Annotated in this window: 21 protein-coding genes; 12 read left to right on the top strand and 9 right to left on the bottom strand. The window is 35.0% G+C overall.

Features of this window, described 5'->3' with window-relative positions; all coding sequences use genetic code 11:
* Together truB and queA are read left to right on the top strand one after the other, a co-directional pair.
* The gene (gene truB / locus GQR60_RS13310) at nucleotides 1-705 is read left to right on the top strand and encodes a tRNA pseudouridine(55) synthase TruB (protein ID WP_124993400.1); all 705 of its coding nucleotides are present in this window, start codon (nucleotides 1-3) and stop codon (nucleotides 703-705) included.
* An 81-nt stretch (nucleotides 706-786) separates the two neighbouring features.
* Entirely contained in the window at nucleotides 787-1836 is a 1050-nt protein-coding gene (gene queA, locus GQR60_RS13305) for a tRNA preQ1(34) S-adenosylmethionine ribosyltransferase-isomerase QueA (protein WP_124993399.1), read from the top strand.
* 102 nt (nucleotides 1837-1938) lie between these two features.
* Here the strand turns inward: queA and GQR60_RS13300 are convergent, their stop codons facing one another.
* Nucleotides 1939-2370 carry a globin domain-containing protein gene (locus tag GQR60_RS13300; protein WP_124993398.1) on the bottom strand — a complete coding sequence of 144 codons (432 nt, stop codon included), beginning with the start codon at nucleotides 2368-2370 and terminating at the stop codon, nucleotides 1939-1941.
* Between the two features lie 97 nt (nucleotides 2371-2467).
* Nucleotides 2468-3163 (bottom strand): Crp/Fnr family transcriptional regulator, encoded by a 696-nt coding sequence (locus GQR60_RS13295; protein WP_124993397.1) that lies wholly within the window; start codon nucleotides 3161-3163, stop codon nucleotides 2468-2470.
* 219 nt (nucleotides 3164-3382) lie between these two features.
* Here GQR60_RS13295 and GQR60_RS13290 point away from each other — a divergent pair, with 219 nt between their 5' ends.
* From GQR60_RS13290 to GQR60_RS13265, 6 genes are all read left to right on the top strand, one after another.
* Nucleotides 3383-3820, top strand: a complete 438-nt coding sequence (locus tag GQR60_RS13290) for a NifB/NifX family molybdenum-iron cluster-binding protein (RefSeq protein ID WP_124993396.1) — start codon at nucleotides 3383-3385, stop codon at nucleotides 3818-3820.
* A gap of 24 nt (nucleotides 3821-3844) precedes the next feature.
* Nucleotides 3845-4207: a CoA-binding protein gene (locus GQR60_RS13285; RefSeq protein WP_124993395.1), complete on the top strand. Its 363-nt coding sequence runs from the start codon at nucleotides 3845-3847 to the stop codon at nucleotides 4205-4207.
* Nucleotides 4208-4213: 6 nt separating this feature from the next.
* Nucleotides 4214-5164: an SLAC1 anion channel family protein gene (locus tag GQR60_RS13280; protein ID WP_124993394.1), complete on the top strand. Its 951-nt coding sequence runs from the start codon at nucleotides 4214-4216 to the stop codon at nucleotides 5162-5164.
* Between the two features lie 24 nt (nucleotides 5165-5188).
* Entirely contained in the window at nucleotides 5189-5692 is a 504-nt protein-coding gene (locus GQR60_RS13275; protein ID WP_124993393.1) for a DUF302 domain-containing protein, read from the top strand.
* A gap of 73 nt (nucleotides 5693-5765) precedes the next feature.
* On the top strand, nucleotides 5766-6233 hold the full coding sequence (locus GQR60_RS13270; protein ID WP_124993392.1) for a DUF1847 domain-containing protein: 468 nt from the start codon (nucleotides 5766-5768) through the stop codon (nucleotides 6231-6233).
* Nucleotides 6234-6448: 215 nt separating this feature from the next.
* Nucleotides 6449-7144 carry a TapB family protein gene (locus GQR60_RS13265; RefSeq protein ID WP_124993391.1) on the top strand — a complete coding sequence of 232 codons (696 nt, stop codon included), beginning with the start codon at nucleotides 6449-6451 and terminating at the stop codon, nucleotides 7142-7144.
* Between the two features lie 77 nt (nucleotides 7145-7221).
* On the opposite strand, the gene GQR60_RS13260 is transcribed toward GQR60_RS13265, so the two are convergent.
* On the bottom strand, nucleotides 7222-8166 hold the full coding sequence (locus GQR60_RS13260) for an NAD(P)-dependent oxidoreductase (RefSeq protein WP_124993390.1): 945 nt from the start codon (nucleotides 8164-8166) through the stop codon (nucleotides 7222-7224).
* A gap of 358 nt (nucleotides 8167-8524) precedes the next feature.
* On the opposite strand from GQR60_RS13260, the gene GQR60_RS13255 reads away from it, so the two are divergent.
* Entirely contained in the window at nucleotides 8525-9748 is a 1224-nt protein-coding gene (locus GQR60_RS13255) for a class 1 isoprenoid biosynthesis enzyme (protein ID WP_124993389.1), read from the top strand.
* Nucleotides 9749-9804: 56 nt separating this feature from the next.
* Here GQR60_RS13255 and GQR60_RS13250 read toward each other — a convergent pair whose 3' ends face one another.
* The 5 genes from GQR60_RS13250 to GQR60_RS13230 all read right to left on the bottom strand — a co-directional run bounded on the left by GQR60_RS13250 (nucleotide 9805) and on the right by GQR60_RS13230 (nucleotide 14353).
* A complete protein-coding gene (locus GQR60_RS13250; RefSeq protein ID WP_124993388.1) occupies nucleotides 9805-10317 on the bottom strand; it encodes a MarR family winged helix-turn-helix transcriptional regulator in 513 nt (170 codons plus the stop codon).
* 143 nt (nucleotides 10318-10460) lie between these two features.
* A complete protein-coding gene (locus GQR60_RS13245) occupies nucleotides 10461-11561 on the bottom strand; it encodes an alanine racemase (RefSeq protein ID WP_124993387.1) in 1101 nt (366 codons plus the stop codon).
* Between the two features lie 12 nt (nucleotides 11562-11573).
* On the bottom strand, nucleotides 11574-12725 hold the full coding sequence (alr, locus tag GQR60_RS13240) for an alanine racemase (RefSeq protein WP_124993386.1): 1152 nt from the start codon (nucleotides 12723-12725) through the stop codon (nucleotides 11574-11576).
* A complete protein-coding gene (locus GQR60_RS13235; RefSeq protein ID WP_124993385.1) occupies nucleotides 12718-13851 on the bottom strand; it encodes an amidohydrolase in 1134 nt (377 codons plus the stop codon). The genes alr and GQR60_RS13235 overlap by 8 nt, the downstream gene beginning before the upstream one ends.
* Nucleotides 13852-13912: 61 nt before the next feature.
* Complete coding sequence (locus tag GQR60_RS13230) at nucleotides 13913-14353, bottom strand: GNAT family N-acetyltransferase (protein ID WP_101309762.1); 441 nt, start codon at nucleotides 14351-14353, stop codon at nucleotides 13913-13915.
* Between the two features lie 475 nt (nucleotides 14354-14828).
* On the opposite strand from GQR60_RS13230, the gene GQR60_RS20415 reads away from it, so the two are divergent.
* The gene (locus tag GQR60_RS20415; protein WP_197092643.1) at nucleotides 14829-15125 is read left to right on the top strand and encodes a cysteine-rich small domain-containing protein; all 297 of its coding nucleotides are present in this window, start codon (nucleotides 14829-14831) and stop codon (nucleotides 15123-15125) included.
* 46 nt (nucleotides 15126-15171) lie between these two features.
* Here the strand turns inward: GQR60_RS20415 and GQR60_RS13220 are convergent, their stop codons facing one another.
* The gene (locus GQR60_RS13220; protein WP_124993384.1) at nucleotides 15172-16380 is read right to left on the bottom strand and encodes a winged helix-turn-helix domain-containing protein; all 1209 of its coding nucleotides are present in this window, start codon (nucleotides 16378-16380) and stop codon (nucleotides 15172-15174) included.
* Between the two features lie 354 nt (nucleotides 16381-16734).
* Here GQR60_RS13220 and GQR60_RS13215 point away from each other — a divergent pair, with 354 nt between their 5' ends.
* Both GQR60_RS13215 and GQR60_RS13210 read left to right on the top strand, forming a co-directional pair.
* Nucleotides 16735-19002 (top strand): glycosyltransferase family 4 protein, encoded by a 2268-nt coding sequence (locus tag GQR60_RS13215; RefSeq protein ID WP_124993383.1) that lies wholly within the window; start codon nucleotides 16735-16737, stop codon nucleotides 19000-19002.
* 92 nt (nucleotides 19003-19094) lie between these two features.
* Entirely contained in the window at nucleotides 19095-20105 is a 1011-nt protein-coding gene (locus tag GQR60_RS13210) for a glycosyltransferase family 4 protein (protein ID WP_124993382.1), read from the top strand.
* Nucleotides 20106-20108 lie beyond the last annotated feature (3 nt).

The following is a 20108-nucleotide window of genomic DNA, read 5'->3' as shown; positions in this document are numbered from 1 at the left end:
ATGATTCAATTTGAAACCGATAATGATTTTCAAGAAGGCGCTTTACTTCTTTTTAATAAGCCTTACGAATGGACTTCGTTTGATTTAGTAAACAAGATAAAGCATAAAATCAAGCACAAGTTTCATTACAAAAAAGTAAAAGTCGGACATGCAGGAACACTTGATCCTTTAGCCACAGGATTGTTGATTGTTTGCGTTGGGAAATACACAAAAAAAATAGACAGCTATCAATCGCAGGTTAAAGAGTACATTGCCACACTAAAATTAGGAGAAACCACTCCTTCTTTTGATTTGGAGACAGAAATTGATCAGATTTACCCTACCGAACACATCACTAAAGATCTGATTGATGACATCTTAAAAAGTTTTATTGGCGAAATACAACAAAGACCACCTGACTATTCTGCAGTAAAAGTAAACGGGAAAAGAGCTTACGAATATGCCCGAAAAGGACAGGAAATTGAGATAAAAAAGAAAACGCTGGCAATTGATGAAATAGAAGTTCTTGAGTTTGAAAAGGACATCTTAAAAATAAGAGTTATTTGCAGTAAAGGAACCTACATTAGAGCTCTTGCCCGAGATATTGGCCAAAAACTAAATAGCGGCGCACATTTAACTGCTCTTGAAAGAACTAGAATCGGCGATTTTCATATCAACGATGCCCTTGAAATTGAAGATTTTATAAAATTCTTAGAAAATTTATAACTATCTTGCGGTCTTTTCGTAAAAGGGAAAGCTTTGCTATCGCCTATCAACAAAAATCCAATATAAAAGTCATTCAGCATTATGAAGTTATCGAAGTTTAAGTACAAATTACCAACCGAACTTATTGCTTTACATCCAGCCTACAATAGAGATGAATCTCGCTTATTGGTGCTTCACAAAGATACAGGTAAAATCGAGCATAAAATCTTCAAAGATCTTATTGATTATTTTGATAATGAAGATGTTATGGTTTTCAACAATACAAAAGTTTTTCCTGCTCGTTTGTATGGCAACAAAGAAAAAACAGGCGCTGAAATCGAAGTATTTTTGCTAAGAGAATTAAATCGCGAGCAAAGATTATGGGATGTTTTAGTTGATCCTGCCCGTAAAATCAGAATCGGTAACAAATTGTATTTTGGCGATGATGATTTATTGGTTGCTGAGGTAATCGACAATACAACTTCAAGGGGAAGAACTCTTCGTTTCTTATACGATGGCCCTTACGAAGATTTTAAAAAGGCACTTTACGGATTAGGAGAAACTCCTCTTCCTAAATTTATAGACCGTGCAGTAGAACCTGAAGATGCAGAACGTTACCAAACAATTTTTGCAAAACATGAAGGAGCTGTTGCCGCACCTACTGCAGGTATGCACTTTAGCCGTGAGCTAATGAAGCGTTTAGAAATTAAAGGAGTTGATTTTGCAGAGGTTACTTTACATGTTGGTTTGGGTAACTTCAGAACTGTGGATGTTGAAGATTTAACCAAACACAAAATGGATTCGGAACAAATCGAAATTAACGATTTGGCCGTGAAAAAGGTAAACAGTGGAAAGAAAAAGAAGAAAAATATTTGTGCTGTTGGTACAACTGTTGTTCGTACTTTAGAAACCTCAGTATCAACTCAGGGAACATTAAAGCCATTCGAAGGGTGGACCAATAAATTTATTTTTCCTCCTTACGATTTCAGTGTTCCTGACAGCATGGTTACCAATTTCCATTTGCCGCTTTCAACCTTACTGATGATGGTTTGTGCATTTGGAGGATACGATAAAGTAATGGCTGCTTATCAGGAAGCAATCAAAGAAAAATATCGTTTTGGAACTTATGGTGACGCAATGTTGATTATCTAAGATCAAAATATATATCCAAAAAAAAAGCTGTTGAATTCAATTTCAACAGCTTTTTTTATCTCTAAACGACACATTAAAACTTTTTTCCTTGGTTCCTGATCCTTATTCCTCCGAATTCACCATCCAGCTCGAAAATACATCCAGATAATTCCAGTAAGAAAGGATTAATTCTTCAGGTACATCCAGCTCGGGCAAAAGCTTTTGGTAGCACTGCATCCAAACCTGACGTGCTTCTCTTGTTATTTTAAAATTTGCATGCCTTTTAACCAACATGGGAGCTCCCCTGTTCTGATTAAAATACTCTGGTCCGCCTAAAACCTGAATAAAAAAATCGGATGAACGAAGTTTTGCCGCTTCAAACTCATCTTTATCCTGAGGAAACAAAGGACTAAACTTACTTTCTCTCAACATTTCATAATGATCGTCGACTAAGTTTCGAATTCCACTTTCCCCCAAATACTTTAAAAGATCCTTATTAGGCTTAGTTACTTCTGGTCTTGCCCCAAAAGGATAATCATTAATTTTTAATTCCATCTCTTTACTCTTTATCAGATAAAATGATTCGTTTTTATAAATTTAAATAAGCTAAACGATTAAATAAGAATACTTTACCCCCTATTTAACCATAAAATTAACCTCTCCTATTAATTTCTTCCAGTACTTTTTTATTGGTGATTACAATTTTTTTCCCATCTAAGGAAATTATGCCTTCTTTCTCAAACTCTTTAATAAATTTAACTGCACTTTCCACACTTATGGATGCAAAATCAGCAATATTTTGGCGAGTTAAATATTCATAAACATTTTCATTAATAAATATCTCCGAAGATAAATATAACAAAGCAGAAGCTAATTTCCCTCTCATCTGTTTGTAGGAGATGTTTTGAATAATATCAATATACCTATTTTCATTATGGCAATTCTTAGAATTTATTTCCATTGCAAATTCAGGATTTCTCAATAATAACTCTTTTAAAGCCTGCTTATCTATGATACAAATATTCGAATCTTTTAAAGCAATTGCAGAATAAAGATATGTGTCTTTCCCAAAAATGGAAGAAAAAGCAATTAAATCACCCTTTTTAGCCAAACGAATATTTATTTGCTTGTTCTTATTTGTCTGAAGGTAAACTCGCACTAATCCTTGATTTACAAACAACACATGTGGGGCAAATGCTCCTTGCTTAAATACAGTTTCATCCTTAAAAAACTTAACTTGTTTTTTCTTTTCATTAATGATTTTTAAATCTGTAAGTCCCAGATTTTGAAAACAATCGATATTTATCTCGTTATTTTCTTTGTTATTATCAATCGAATTAAAAGTCATTATGTTTTAGTGTTTATTCGCTATAAATGTACCTAATCGTTAAAAAAAGAATATCACGAATGAAAAGAGAATTATTATCTCGTTGCAAAAAAGTTATCAAATTTCAATTCTAAATCCAGAATACTCCATTTCCTGTTACTTGTTTTCGCTTGAGACTCCTACTATTTTTGCCTTGGTAAATTTATCAAGAATAAATAAGGATAACAATCTCTATACACTATGAATAATTACAAAATAATATTTGCCTTTGCGGTTAGCCAAACCAATAAATTTGAAGCAAAACATTTTGGTGATGTAGATAAATATCTAATCTATGAATATTCTAACGAATCCTTTAGTTTGGTTTCTCATCAAATAAATAAGTATAAAGACATGGATGAGAAACAAATTCATGGCTCCATAAAAAAAGGAGATGCAATTATTAAACTCCTAGAAAAGAATCATGTTCAAATATTGGTATCCCTACAATTTGGACGAAATATTACCCTAATTAATAAACATTTTATTCCTGTAGCTATTCATAATTGTAATTCGGAAAATGTTTTTGAAATTCTATCGAAACATATTAAATGGATAGCCGACGAGCTAGAGATTAATCCTCCAGAATACAGACTTTTTTCCATCAATCCGGGAGCCTTAAAAACTACTATAAAATAACGCAATAATAATTAATAATTACCAATGAAAAACAAAACCTTAATAATTGGAGCCAGCTTAAATCCAGAGCGTTACTCCTATAAAGCCGCAGATAAATTATTAGAGAACGGACACGATATTTATATGATTGGAAATAAAGCAGGAATGCTATTCCATCGTAAAATTGTAAAGGAGCAAACTCCTTATACTGATGTTGATACAGTTACTATGTATGTAGCGGCAAAAAATCAAGTTTCCTATTACGAATATATCATCTCGTTACATCCACGTAGAGTAATTTTTAATCCAGGTACTGAAAATACTGCCTTCGCAACACAGCTAAATTCTCGAGGAATAAAAACAGAAGAGTCCTGCACGCTAGTGCTGTTAGCAACAAATATTTACTGATACCGCATGAAAGAGAAATTAAAATATTTCCCAATAACAGCCTATGCTATTGTTATGGGACTTGCTGGACTAAGTATTGTATTTGGCAAATTTCACCACATGCAATGGTTGCCCAAAATATTCTATGAAATTCTACTGTTTTGTACGCTGTTTATTTTTTTAGGAATATCCATACTGTATGCATTAAAAGCGGTTAGGCATTTCGAAGAAGTACGAATAGATTTTAATCATCGTATTCGGATTAATTTTTTTTCAGCCTTCTCTATTTCTATTCTTTTGTTATCCATTGCATTTATGAGTTTTTGGCCCTTTTTATCCATGAGTTTTTGGTGGATTGGAACCATTGTGCATACGATATTAATGCTTCACACTGTAGCCTATTGGATACAAAATAATTTTGAAATACAATTTATGAATCCAGCTTGGTTTATCCCAATAGTTGGTAATATGCTGATTCCAATTGCTGGTGTTGAGTACCTGCCAAAACTATTCTCCTTCTTCTACTTTGGAGTTGGATTTTTCTTTTGGATCATCTTATTTACGATTTTCTTAAACCGTGCCATTTTTCACCATCAGCTTCCACAAAAATTTGTTCCTACCTTGTTCATTCTTATTGCACCACCAGCAATTGGTTTTATTGCATACATCCGAATAGCACAAAGTTGGGACGCATTTGCAATTTTTTTGTTGCTGATTTCTTATTTCTTTGCCGTATTGCTCCTCGTGTTACACAAAAGCTTTAAGAAACTTGAATTTTTTATATCGTGGTGGGCTTTCACTTTTCCACTAATGGCCATTACCATAGCTTCGGTGGTTGCTTTTCAAATTTCACATCAAGCTGTTTTTAAATACTTGTCCTTCTTTTTTATCACAATAGCGATTCTCACAATTAGTTTTGTTGCCTATAAAACAGGTGAAAAAATCAGACAAGGTGAAATATGCATCAACGAAGAATAATATTTTATTTTAATAATTACACGAATGAAAAATATAACGATAATCGCATCCATTCTACTAGGCTTCACGCTTGGAATCCTATTTACAGGAATCACTCTAAGTATCTCTTCTGGAGAAATGATGATCAAAGAATTTAAAAGTCCATACAACTTTGAAAAATCTGTAGAAGTAATAACAAACAGAATAAACGCAAAGGAAGGCTGGCATGTAACCAATACTATTGATCAGAACAAAGAAATAATCGACAATGGCGGAAAAGGAATTGGCAAGTATGCTATTATAAAATATTGCCATGCAAAATTTTCGGAGAGAATGCTAAAGGAAGACAATCGGAAAAAAATTGGAAATATGATGCCAAAATCATTTGCTGTTTACGAAAAAGCCGACGGCCAAGTATTTATATCGACCATGAATGGTGCAATAATGGGAAAAATATTTGGAGGAGAAATTGAAAATATCATTGAAGAAGTATCATTAGAAGTGGAAGACATGATGCGTTTTATCCATTTAAAATATAGCTTATTTTAATGGTAAAGCTCCCAGCATAAATAAACCAAGACTTCTTAAAAGCAATGTGCAATTCCTTAAATAACAGCTAAAAATGGATGATAAAGATTTATATTCCCGCAAAGATATTTCGATCATGAAAAGTGCGGCAGATACCTTAAATCGGAATAACGATCGGATTCAGGAAATTATAGAATATGCCAAAATATCCAATATTAAAACAATTGGAATTGCACATTGTACCACATTTAACAAAGAAGCCAAGCAACTACGAACTCTTCTTGAGATAGAAGGCTTTACCGTTGAACAAGTGAATTGCAAACTAGGAAAAATACCTTTCTCAGATTTAGTGCCTAATTACAAAGGAATAACTTGCAATCCGGCAGGACAAGCGCACTATTTAGAAGAAAAAAACACTGAACTAAATATTATGATGGGCTTATGCCTTGGGCATGATATGATTTTTAATGCCAAATCGAAAGCTCTGGTTACTCCCCTACTTGTTAAGGATAGAAAGTTGAATCATCACAGCATCAAAAAATTAAATTCATCTGATTTCTAATTCGATTCCATCCCCCAACACTTCAACAATAAATTATATTTTTTCGTTCCTAGTAGAATTACTAAATTGAATCTACTTTATTCATTATTTTTACAAGCGTATGATATGTATTCGAAACCTTACTCTCTTTTTTAATTGTCTGACAGACAATTCTTGCCTAAGCACTTTAAAACCATGACTATTCAAACCACATGAATAGTCGAGACAATTATTCCATGAAAAAATTAATTAGCTTGATATTCCTTATCGGTCTTACAAGTATGCTTGCTTTCTCGCAAGAATGCACCCTGTACATTCCCAACCAAGTAGGTACCGAACTTCATTACCAGATCACCAATGCAAAAGGCAAAGTAGATGGCATTTACACGCAAAAAATGCTATCAGTAAAGGAACGCGGTGGAGAAACAACATTCGAATTGCTGCAAACCTATATGGATCCTAAAGATTCAAACAAAATAATTACACAAGACACAATTAGTTTCCGATGTAAAGACAATGTTTTTTACATCGATATGGAAAAATACCTGAATCAGAAACAAATGGAAGGCTTTAAAGATATGGAGGTTAAAATTACTACGGACGATTTGATTTATCCTCCTAAGCTTTATCCTGGTTTGGAACTAAACGATGGCTCAATATCGCTTGAAATTGGAGCAGGGATGATGAATATGAACATGACCACCAATATTGTGAATCGAAAAGTTGAGGCTCTTGAAGACGTAACAACTCCTGCCGGTACATTTACATGCTACAAAGTATCGGAAGATGTGAAAAGTAAAGTTGGCTTTGTAAATGTACAATTGCACAACATTGCCTGGATCGTAAAAGACATTGGAACCATCCGCAGTGAATCCTACAACAAAAAAGGAAAACTGAACAGTACTACGGAATTGATAAAAATTATTCGATAAAATAGGTAGAAATTAAAAAGGAGAAAGCCCCAAAAAACCGGACACTTTCTCTTTTCACCTTTATGTATTTAGCTTATCTAATTCATAATGTTTCTTGGTTTTCCTTGTAACCACAAACGGATGTTTTCCATCACAATATCAACCCGCTTACTAAACGATTCATTGGTGGCGAATGCCAAATGAGGCAACATGATTAAGTTGGGAGCTGTAAACAGAATATGTTCTTTATCCAAAGGCGGCTCTTTTTCGTAAACATCCACAGCAGCTCCTGCAATTTCACCATTTTCCAATGCTTCACAAAGAGCATCACTGTCGACAACCGGCCCGCGGGCTGTATTAATTAAAATGGCTGTAGGCTTCATTTGCTTGAATTCTTCTTTGCCAATAAGTCCTTTGGTTGCATTTGTTAGCGGAACATGAAGTGAAACAACATCCGATTCTTTTAATAAAGTAGGCATATCAACAAATTCAACGCCTTCTACGGTCTTTTTACTTCGATTGTATGCAATTAGTCTGCAGTTAAAAACTTTTGCAATCTCGGCCACCCTAAGGCCAATTGCGCCGGCTCCTACAATACCAATAGTCTTGCCATTCAGTTCCGTTCCTAAAAAGCCGGCCCGGTCTCCACCAAAGCGGGTAATCGAATCGCCGGAAACAATCTTTCTGTACACCGATAAAATCATACCAATGACTAATTCTGCAACCGATTCGGTTGAAAAGCCGGCGGCGTTGCTCACCAGAATATTTCTCTCCCGGCATATTTCCATATCGATATGATCGACACCGGTAAAAGCAACCGAAATCATTGAAAGATTAGGACAGGCATCTAAAAAAGCTTTTGTAATTGGAATATTGCTGACAACAACAGCATCGGCACCTTCGGCACGCTTTATTAACTCCTGCTCATTTTCATTCCGATCGGTAAAAAAGATCAATTCGTGCCCAAGCACTGCAAACTCCTGCTTTAACTGTTCGTATTTACAAGCCGTTATTCCAATTGGTTCCAGTATAGAAAATTTCATCCGTTTATAATTTGTTTTTAAGTTGCTTCAAACCGAATATGATTTGAGTTAAGCAAAGTAAAAAAAACATACATCACTATCAATGCAATAACATCTATTCTACAACATCAATACAAAAGTCTGTTTTGACGGGTAATAAGTCCGATTAAACGATTTTAATTTACAATCTCAGGTATTTTTTTCAACTTGTATTCACAATAGATCGTTAGATTTTAGGTGTAAAGTATTAGATTGATTTACAATATGCTTAATTTTTAAACTTTTACATTGAGATATCTACCAGCTAAATTACTCTGGTTATCAGCCATTAAAAAAATAACGAACTACTATTCACAACAACTGATTATTCTCTTTCATCATGATCAATCAATCAGAACTTTATAACAAGATCCAAGACCAATTCATTAGCATCTGGAAGAATTGTCCGGAGCATTTTCCTGCAACAGGAAAACGATTTTCCTATTTAGAAAAACGAATATGGGAATCAAAATTCGATCGCTTTATAAAGTTTGTGCAAAATGAAGCAAGTTTTGAACAGCCCAACAAATTGGAAATACTGCGAAAAACACAAATATTTTTCAAAGAAGCTTTATCGTACTCCTCTGATCAACTTGAACTTATATTTTCCGATGAAATGCTCGATGCCACGAAAGATTTTATTCAAAAAGCATGGCTTTTCGATCCGAATTTGGGCAATACTGAAATTTTTCAGGCATTACGAAATGTGTGGATCATGCTTGGCCTGCAATCATTTTTTGGAAAAGAAATCAAAATTACACCTTCGCTTTTGGCCTACAGCCTTTTGTATCCATACACCGACAATCTAATTGATGATGCAAGCATTAATAAGGAAGAAAAAATCAATTTTTGCCAACGATTTGCTTTGCGGTTGGAAGGAGAATCTGTAAAATCGGAATCCGGCACAGAACAGCAAATTTACGATTTAGTAGAAATGATTGAATCTGAGTTCGATCGGGAAAATTACCCTGAAGTCTATCATAGTCTGCTTGCCATTCACGATGCCCAAACTCAAAGTCTTGCATTGGTAAGCGATAAACCTATGCTTTCTGAAGAAGAAACCTTTAAGATCTGTATCAGCAAAGGTGCCAGCTCGGTAATTGCTGATGGTTATTTGGTGCTAGGCAATTTAGACGAAAAGCAATTGCATTTTTTATATGAATACGGCGCTTTTCTTCAGATTTTAGACGATTTACAGGATGCCCGACAAGATTATCTGGATGGAGTTATGACTTGTTTTTCAAGAAAGCTACCTTACGGAAATTTGGACAAGTTAATTTGTAAAACTTATTTTCTAGGCAAAACATTTCAGCAAAGCGTAAGCAATTTATATCCTGATGAAATATCTTTTCAAAGTTTGATTAAAAAGAGTTTTGCTTTGTTGTTTTTAGTCTCAATTTTCGAAAATCAGGAAGATTTCAGCGACGATTTTATTCTGAAAATAGAAAAACATGCTCCTTTCCGTTTTTCCTTTCTTCACAAACGAAAAACAGATTTGGAAACTTTCCGGGATTTAATGCTCCAAAAAATTGATGAATATCGACTAAGCAGGTGCAACGCTTAATCAAAAAAGACTTTCCATTTCGAAAAGTCCTTTTTATTCTTTAGCAGATACTAATTTTATAATATTTCATCATCTAAATTCTCCAATTTAACCTCTTCCTGAATGACATCCTCTGCAGTTAGCAAGGGAGAAGCTTCCAAGTCTTCTATTTCGAGCATATTAACCAATATATCCAACGATTTACCGATTAGTTCCAGCTCCTCATCGGATATTTTTTTTAGTTTTAAAGCCAGACGTTGCTGCAGTAAATCCGGAGTTGCCTTTAAAAGATTATCACCCGTAGAGGTTAGTGCAATCAAAGTAGTTCTTCGATCTCCAGCTTTCGGAAGGCGGGCCAGCATTCCCTTCTTTTCCAATCGACTTATTATACCTGTAATGGTGCTGGAATTAAGATTCAGCTGATCTCTTATCGATTTTTGAGTTGCCTGATAGTTAGGAGAATTCTTAAGACATTCCAAACATAGTATCTGCGGAATACTTACTCCGTGATCCTTTTGGGTTTTCTTTGATTCTAAATTAATAGATCGAATAATCCTTCTAATCTTAACAATAATATTTTTATAATCCATTCATTGTAAATCTAATCGACAAAACTCATTTTCAGGACAAAAATAACTAATTTGCATTTAATGCAAGCTTATTGAAGCGAGTATCTCCAATTAATAATCAACGAACTGTAAACTCACGAAATGGCCCAAGACTTGAGAAAACCTTATAGTACACAGGCTTTTTTGTTCGCGACAGTCTTCACTCTTTTTTCGATATATCTTGAGTTTAGAATCCTAAGTATTCCCATGTAATCCATGTCAAACTCAATCAAATCACCCTCTTTGTATTTATTTTTGTTATCGTCCAGATCAATTACAATCATATCGGAACTTGCTCCTGAAATTTTTAAGCTCTTATCAACCAATTCGAGATGACTCACCTCAACATCAAGCAATCCTAAATCAACTATTGCCCTGTACGAGGTTTCTCCAATATTCGTTTTATCAATTTCATAACTGTCCCCTTCTAAATTTGTCCCAAATTCACCCATTGGGACAGTCGGCTTTTCAATCAATTCTATTATTTCTGAGTACAGACGAAATACATCAGAATGCATTTTTTCGAATTTTGTATTGTTGTAAACATCTGTTCCTAAAAATAAAGTTTCTCCAACCCTAAAATGATTAATTCCTTTCGGCAGTAAATTTTGAAAGATAAGTGGAATAGTTACCGAGGAACCTCCTGATACATAAGGAATTTGCTTATTGAATTTTGCTTCAATCAACTGTTCGTACAGGCTCAACTGAATTAATTTGTCGTGATTTGGTAAAACACCGTACAAACAAGACAGATTTGCACCAATTCCAATCACCTGAATATTATCCAGCCTAAAAACACTTTCGTAAAAAGCAATGAAATCTTCGCCCAAAACTCCTTCTCGAAGTTCTCCCAACTCAATCATTATGATGATTTTGTGAGTTTTTTTCTGCTTTTTGGCTTCTTCTGACAAAAGCTTAATGGTCTCAAACTCTGTATTTACACTAATATCGGCATACTTCACCACACTCGAAATTGAGCGTTTTGCCGGAGGCTTAATGTAAATGGTTTCAATGTTGGGATTGATCGATTTGATCACTTTTAAGTTGGAAACCCGGGAATCACATATCTGAGTAAAATCGAACTTTAACAATTCGGTTAAAAATTCTTTATTACCACACAACATTTTCGACACAATTGACCATTCAATTCCATTTTTTTTAAAAAGAGAATCAAGATAATCAAAGTTTGATTTTAATTTCTTAATATCTAAAGTTACAAAAGCCATTACTTCTATGTTTTAATTGATTACTCTACGAGTTATACTTTCTGATAGATGCGCTAATATTTCATAATTGAGCTCATCACTGATTTCACTAAAAGCACTCACCTTTATTTCTAATTTGTCCTGCTTTCCAATCAAAACAACTTCATCTCCTACTTTCACATTTTCCACATGAGTCACATCAATTATCATCATATTCATGTTTACAACACCAATCACACTGCATTGGTGACCATGAATGAGAACACGACCTTTGTTACTCAATGAACGACTATAACCAAAAGAATACCCAACTGGAACCAATGCTGTTTTAATGTTGGATTGAGCGAGATATGAAATTCCATATCCTACAAATTCGCCGCTTTTAATTTCTTTAACAGCCATTATCTGACTTTTCCATCCAAGTATTCTTTTTAACGGATCAATCCTATCCTCCTGATGATTAATATACTGAATGAAGACTTCGGTACTCGACCAAAACCCATAAAGCATGATCCCAACTCTTACCAAATCCATTCTTGTATCGGGATAAACAAAACTTGCAGCAGAATTAGCAACATGTTTATACTTTGGTTTCAAATTGTTTGCATCCAATTCTGTCGCCATTTCCTGATACTTTTGCAACTGATTCTGTATTCTGAAATGGTTTGAAACACTTTCTGCTCCAGCCAGATGCGTACAGAATCCCGTTAGCTCGATATGGTCAGTATTCTCTTTGATAACAGCAATGGCAGTATTTAATTCATTCATATTTAATCCTGAACGATTCATGCCTGTTTCTGTTTCGAGATGAATTTTGGCTTTTACACCAAGTTCTTTGGCATATTTTACAGCCAACTGCAAGCGCTCTATATTAAATACAAAGAATTCTATTTCTTTTTCGATTGCATCTTTAATATCCTTTTCGCTCAACCATCCCATAACCATTATTGAAGATGATTTGTGAAGGCAATTGTAAACACGGATAGCTTCGCTGTAATAGAACACTGAATAATGATCAATGCCATACTTCTCGAATACGGGAACAATTTGTTCGATCCCATGTCCATAAGCATTGGCTTTTACTACTGCTGAAATTTTTACTGTATCACCAAGTTTCGATCGCAGAAATGAAATGTTATTTTCGATTGATTTTTCACTTAGTGATATTATGGAATTATCAATCATGACTAAAAGTACTTTTATAGATAGTATAAAATAGATTTATTCCTGTTTCCATAATATCATCAGGAAAATCGAAATCGGGATTATGAAGTTGAGGCTGTTCATTTCCAGAACCCAATCCAAAATAACAGGCATTGAACTTTTCGGTATAGTAGCCAAAGTCTTCAGACCACTTATAAGGAGTCTTGATATGCTCTACATCCAAACCATTCTGTTTTGCCGCTTGTTCTACAATATCAACACAACCATTACTATTCATGGTTGCAGGAAATACTTCGGTATAGTTTATTTCACAAGCCAATCCTTCCAGTTCCGCTATTTCCTTTACTATCTTCTCACACAAGGAAGTAAGCAATCTTAAGTCTTCGTTTTCAAAAGCACGCAATGTAATTCTCATTTCGGCATAACCCGGAGAAGTACCAAAAGATATTTCACCCAATTGAATGTGGATGATAGTTAGTAAAATAAAATCGCTAAAAAGGCTTTTATCTGCTCTCAACCTATGCAGTTTGCTTATTATTTGAGAAATTGCACCAGCAGGACTAACTCCATCCTGGGGTTCTGCCGCATGAGATGTTTTACCGGTAAGTTTAACAATCATACCTTTTGATCCGGAAGCAAAACTTCCCTTTTTAAGAACTATTTTATGCTTCTTAAGTCCAGGTATATTGTGCAGTGCAAACAGGTAATCGGGCTCATTGTTTTTGAAATTCACATTTTCCAATACATCACATGCACCCTGCTCCACCTCTTCGGCTGGTTGAAAAAGTAAAATAACTTTCCCTTTGACCGGCCTGTCATTCGATATTTTCTGAGCCAAACCAGCTACTATGGCCATATGTCCATCGTGTCCACATACATGAGAGATTCCCTTGTTTACAGAAGCATATTCAAGTCCTGAAATTTCCTGAATTGGAAGAGCATCCAACTCACATCTAAACATCACGGTTTTCCCCTGTTCTGCTCCCTGAAAAACAAATAATACGCCTTTATCTCCGAGTCTGATCACCTCATCGGGCTTGTACTCATTTATGAAGTTTACAATCCGGTCAGTGGTCTGATATTCTCCATTTGAAACTTCGGGATATTTATGTAATTCTCGTCGAAGTGCAATAATTTTCTTGTTCATGTACCAGATATTATAGAATGCTGTTCAATTAAAAATATCAATTGCACAAATAGGCATGCCTTTATTTTTTCAAGCGCATTTCTACATACTTACTGCTAAAACCTACTTTTTCGTATAAAAATCTGGCTGGGTTTTCGGGCTCAACATGCAAAGCAATATCACCATTACTAATTTTAATCACCTCTTTCATTAAGCCTTTACCTAAACCTTTTCCTCTTTGAGATTCATGTACAGCTATGTACACTAAAATATTCTCAGGAATATAACCTTCCATTCCAGTTCGGTTAATCACAACAGCACCAACTATTTCATCATTTTCCTTAGCAACTAAAACAAAACCGCCACCTGCCGGTTCATCCTTAACTGCATAAATAATTGCCTTTTCGATATCTTCCTTAGCATCTCCGTATTCATCTAAATGAGTATACAAAAAGCTCACAATAGCTTCTCTTTCTATACTATCAGGTTTTGAAATTGAAGTGTACGTTTTATAATTTACCATAAAAACTGTGTTTATATTAATTGTTAGGATTGAATCCCGTTTTACAACAATTTAAGTATGCTGTCTTCAAAGCATAAAGCTTAAAACATTCTTAAGTCTTAAATTGTTTCTACACCACAAAAGTAGTTTAATAAATACAAAAAGCCAATAAAAGCACCCACTATCACTATTCACACAGCAACAACACACTCATTGATTGATTTTTATAAGACTATAAAAAAAGGTGTTTTTCTCCAATTTTGTAAATTAGTTGAATGTCATACATATTTGTTGTGTAGAACCTATTTAGGCACTTTAAACAGTTTTACCAATATGCAATTCTATGAGAATTCACCTTTAAAGCCAATTAAATACTTCCACAAACAAATATCAAATTGATCAAAAACAATCTTTATGAAGACCAATAATTCCAATAAAAAATATATTTGATTGGAATAAATAATTCCAGTGGTTAGCTTTGTATGAAATTGATCCAATGGATCAAGAATTCAGAGAAAAAAGCAGTAGAGATATGTCAGAAAATTACAAGTTTTTCCAGAATAAAAAGTGTGAGTATTTCCCTTGTCACAAAGTAGAAAACGAAGAAGAATTTAATTGTTTGTTTTGCTATTGCCCATTATACATGCTAAAAGATAAGTGTGGAGGTAATTTTAAATATACAAACGGGTTTAAAAATTGCTCTGATTGTACCATACCACATACCAAAAACTCACATGAATATATGATGAGCAAAATGAGTGTCGTTTCTAAAATAGGAAGTGAACGGGAGTAATTGCATTCTATTACTTTGTACTGCAGAAATTTGTTTTCCGTATTTGTCACCTGATTAAACTGTTAATTACAGCTTGAAATACAGGTTTAAAGTTGCTTGGCGTGGTTTTGTGTAACTTAAGATTACTGCAATTATTAAATTGCATAAAAGATTCAAGTTCTTTACAAAGCGCAAGTGTGAAAGCTTCGGTTTTCACCAATCCAGACTCCAATGCAAGATGCTGAATATGAAAGAGTGATTCTTTTCGATCCGCTTTACAATCCATTCGAGCAATTAAACTTCCATCCCACAAAATGGGAAGTGAAAAATAACCATACCGGCGTTTTGGCTCGGGCACATAACACTCAATCTGATAATTAAAATCAAAAATTGTTTGCATGCGCTTACGTTGAATCAACAAATTATCAAATGGTGACAGTATTTTTAGTTTGCTGCGGGACAAAGGCTTTTTCAACAATTCAAGCGAATCCTGCAAAGCGTAGTAGTTATTTTCACCAACAGCAACTTGCACCAATTCACCATTCGAATGCATTTCCTGCAAAGCGGAAGAAATAAGTGCCTTGGTGTTTTTCAGTAAATAGACCATTTCAGAGGCTTGTCCCAATCCGTTGGCCTGCAGGTAGCGTGTGATTAGAAAACGTGCATACTCATCCTGCAAAGGCGCTGAGGTATCAATATCCTCAGGCAGTACTCTTTCAATAAGATCATAAACTTTGTGGAAATTTTGCCGGTAAGGAATCATCAGATCGCCCTGCATAAACAGATATTCCAAAGCACGTTTGGCAGGTTTACTTGCCCAATCCATTTTCTTTTTACCGGTATGCTCAAAATCCTTCGCCATTAAGGGACCTTCGTTGGTAATGCGATGCAACACCAATTTCATCATCTTCTCATCGCGATCGTACCAATGCTTCTGCTTGCCGCTTGCAATTTCCTGTTTACGAACCAAACTGAAACGGTAATCACACATAGGTAAATAAGCGGCTGCATGAGACCAATATTCAAAAACTTTTTTGTCAGCAATCAGTTTCTCCAGGTGGGAAGTTTCATAACCGGGATTCCGATTCCATAATGTATGATGATGAGCCCGCTGAATCACCGAAATGGTGTCAATTTGAATATAACCAAGATGCTCAATGGCCGACAGGGTAGCTTCAAGTGTTGTACCCTTCTGCTTTACCGGAGGCAGCTTTTGTGATAATAATACCAGTTTTCTGGCTTCTTGAATGGAAAGTGTTTCTGTTATTTTGGTCATGTATATCTTCCTATTACTGATGTGGTTCAAAACCCAGTCCGAACTATTTTATCATTTTACACAAGCAATATAGCAAACAGAATGCTAAGCAAAAATTATAGAAACCATTTTTATAAGATATAGAACAGTGAGACTAATTTATATCATTAGCAAGCTGCTGCAATGCAAAAAAAGCATGTTTAACATAGCATAAAACCCCTTATTACAAATCCTTTTACGCCCTCTAAACACCTTAAAATTCATGATATTTCACTATCTTTAGTAGTATCCTCTCTTACTCTTAAAACTCCTGTAAAAACAGGACAACCTCTTGAAATAGTAAAGCTGTTTTAATATTCTTAAAAATTACGAATTATGAAATTTGCCTGCATAGGAACATATCCCCCACGGGAATGTGGAATTGGTAGCTTCACAAGCGACCTGTATCATTCCATGCTGGGCGATATTAATCAGAATGAGAACGAAGGATTTATTATTGCCATGAAAAATTCGGATGAAGAATACTCGTATCCGAAAGAAGTAAAATTAACTATTCAGCAGGAAAACAGAAATGAGTATATCGCCGCTGCAAAACACATTAACAACAGCGGAGCTGATGTTTGTATTCTTCAGCATGAATATGGAATTTTTGGCGGACAAAGTGGTATATACATCCTTTCATTGCTGCACCACCTCAAAATACATTTGGTGGTTACGCTTCACACCATTAGTAATACGCCTTCGAATACCGAAAAAGCCATTCTAAAAGAAATATGCAAAATGGCTAATCTGGTTGTTGTAATGAATCTAAAAGCAATTGATTTTCTGATTGATATATATGATGTTCCCAAAGAAAAAGTTGCATTCATTGAACATGGAGTGCCGGACTTTCATTTTGATCAGAAAAAAGTAAAGAAAGAGTTCAAACTCGAAGAGAAGAAAATCCTGTTAACATTTGGTTTTTTGAGCCGAAACAAGGGCATTGAGGTAGCCATAAAAGCATTGCCAAAGCTCGTTAAAAAGCATCCAAATGTTATCTATCTGGTATTAGGAAAAATTCATCCAAGTGTTATGCGCTGCTCGGGCGATGAGTATTTGATATATCTAAAGCAACTTGTTAAAAAACTTAAGCTTGAAGATCATGTAGTAATACCCAACTCGTATATTCCGCAAGATGATTTATTTAAATATTTATATGCTTCGGATATTTACATAACGCCGTACAATAACGAAGCTCAAATTACAAGTGGCACACTATCCTATGCAATTGGTGCTGGGGCAGCCGTTATTTCAACCCCCTATTGGCATGCTACTGAATTATTAGCCAACGGAAGAGGTCGCTTATTTGATTTTCACAACTCGAACCAACTAGCGGATATTCTGATTGAGTTACTGGATAATCCGAATACTTTAAATGCACTAAGAAAAAATGCATACGAGTATGGAAGAAATCTAACATGGCCAAAAATAGGAGCCAAATACAACAACCATGTATTCAATATACTACAAGACGAGATAGAAACAAAAGGGCAGTCTTTTGATATTTTGATTATGCCCCAATTTTCGCTTAAACACATACACCGATTAACTGATGATACCGGAATTAGGCAACACGCTAAATTTAGCATCCCAAGTTTACAAGACGGTTACTGTTTAGATGATAACGCCAGAGCATTGTTAATGGCTTTACTAGCCTATACCGAAAAAAATAATTATAAGGCTCTCGAATTGTGCCCGATCTATTTGAGTTATATCCAATATATGCAAAACGATGATGGAACATTTAGGAATTTCCTTGGCTTTGATCGTAGTTTTCTTGATGAAGTTGGATCGGAAGACTCTTTTGGAAGAACCATTTGGGCTCTTGGTTACTTACTTGGCAATCCCCCAAATTATTCATATTATCAGTCGGGTCAATCTATCTTTTTAAAAGCAGTTCCTGTTTTCGAAAAACTAAAATCAATAAGAAGCATTGCCAATACAATAGTAGGAATCAGCTACTATCTGCAAAGAAATCCGACCGACGATTCGATGACAGAACTACTAAGCCGTTTATCAAAAAAGCTGGTTACAAGTTATGAAGAAAACAGCTCGGATACCTGGAGATGGTTTGAACCATTCTTAACCTATGACAATGCCATGTTGCCTCTTGCGCTGTTGCATTCTACAGAAATACATAACGACGATAAAATTCGTGCGACAGCCTTCAGGTCAATGGAATTTCTAATCAGTAAAACCTTTACCAATGGGTATTTATCGATAATTGGAAATGATGGCTGGTACGAAAAAGATGAGAAACGCGCCACTTTTGCTCAACAACCCCTTGATGTTATGGCAATGATCTTACTTTTTCAGCAAGCTTTTAAATTGACTAAAAACGAAGAATATCTGAATAAATTATTCAAATCGTACATGTGGTTTTTGGGTGAAAATGACTTGAGAATAAGCTTGTATGATTCTGAAACAAATGGTTGCTGCGATGGATTGGAAAGTTATGGTGTTAACCGCAATCAAGGTGCCGAAAGCACACTGGCATATGTGATTTCGCACCTCACAGTTCTAAAAGCACATAAAGATTTTAACAGAGAAATATTTGCAAAAAAAAGATTAGCCAAAAAAATTTCACAAAATGTAATTAATTAAAGCGGTGCTGATAAACTTATATGTGCAGGTACCTGTTTTAAACAAACTTGTGAATCATTGTTTATACGTTCCACCCAAACCTTTACAAACTCATGAAAATAGCTGTTTTATCGCCTATTGCATGGAGAACGCCACCCATAAAATATGGTCCGTGGGAACAAGTAGCTTCAAATATCGCCGAAGGGCTTGTTGAAAAAGGAATTGATGTGACACTGTTTGCAACAGGAAACTCGAGTACAAAAGGGAAATTGGAATACATATCGGAGACTGCTTATGCCGAAAACAGCAGTATTGAACCAAAAGTGTGGGAATGTCTGCACATTAGTAATTTGATGGAGCAGGCGGACAAGTTTGATCTGATACACAACAACTATGATTTTTTACCCCTTAGTTATTCCAAACTAATTAAAACACCCATGCTTACAACAATTCATGGGTTTTCGTCACCGAAAATTATTCCTGTCTATAAAAAATACAACAAGAATAATTTTTACGTCTCTATCAGCAATTCCGACCGCAGTTCTGAGCTCGATTACATCGCAACTGTTTACAACGGAATAAAATCTTCTGACTTTACTTTTAATCCAAATCCGAAGGAATATTTACTGTTTTTTGGCCGAATACATCCTGAAAAAGGCACATCTGAATCCATTCAGATAGCTAAGAAAGCAGGAAGAAAACTGATTATTTCGGGATTAATACAAGATCAGGAATATTTTAACAAGAAGGTAAAACCTTTCATTGATAATGATGCTGTTGTGTATGTTGGCAATTCAAATCCAAATGAAAGAAATAAACTCTTGGGTGAAGCTTTTGCACTGCTGCATCCAATTAGTTTTAACGAGCCATTCGGATTAAGTGTTGCCGAATCGATGTTGTGCGGAACACCGGTAATCGCATTTAACAGAGGATCGATGCCGGAATTAATACAGGACAAAAAATCAGGCTTTTTAGTGAATTCAATTGAAGAAGCAGTACTTGCTGTTGATTCGATTAATTTGGTAAGCAGAGCGTATTGCAAGGAATGGGCAGAATCGAAATTCACTCAGGAAAAAATGATAGAAGCTTATTTAAATGTTTATCGAAAAATTTTAAAAAAGTAGTCG

The organism is Labilibaculum euxinicum (genome assembly GCF_009795715.1).
Classification (GTDB): domain Bacteria; phylum Bacteroidota; class Bacteroidia; order Bacteroidales; family Marinifilaceae; genus Labilibaculum; species Labilibaculum euxinus.
The sequence above is the reverse complement of the archived record's forward strand: the minus strand, read 5'-3'. Positions and strand labels throughout refer to the sequence as shown.